Raw genomic sequence first — 434 nt, forward strand, 5'->3', positions numbered from 1 at the left:
TGTGTCAGGGCCCTACTCAATGTTTGTCCGGCGGTGTCCTACTCTCCCACACCCTCCCGGGTGCAGTACCATCGGCGCTGTGGGTCTTAGCTTCCGGGTTCGGAATGGGACCGGGCGTTTCCCCCACGCTATGACCGCCGTAACCCTTCTACCCGTCACCAACCCCTTTTAGGGGGTGGTGTGGGAAATCTGGTGGTTACAACATGGTGGTGTTGTATTCAGTTGTGGGTTCCGYCAACAAAGGGTTGTTGGTTGGGAACCACATAGTGGACGCAAGCAGAGTTATGTATTTATCTGTGTGGTGTAAGTTGTTGGCCTATTAGTACCGGTCAGCTTCACGAGTCGTTAGTCCTCGCTTCCACATCCGGCCTATCAACCCAGTGGTCTGGCTGGGGGCCTCTCACACATAAATGTGTATGGAAATCTCATCTCGA

General features: G+C 54.0%; 2 rRNA genes. Both read right to left on the bottom strand.

Going from position 1 to position 434, the window contains the following annotated elements:
- Nucleotides 1-25 precede the first annotated feature (25 nt).
- Nucleotides 26-142: ribosomal RNA gene (gene rrf / locus AC1DBN_RS21515) — 5S ribosomal RNA — on the bottom strand.
- Between the two features lie 156 nt (nucleotides 143-298).
- Nucleotides 299-434 (bottom strand): 23S ribosomal RNA (locus AC1DBN_RS21520); the annotation flags it as partial.

Source organism: Pseudarthrobacter sp. 10T415 (assembly GCF_056394175.1).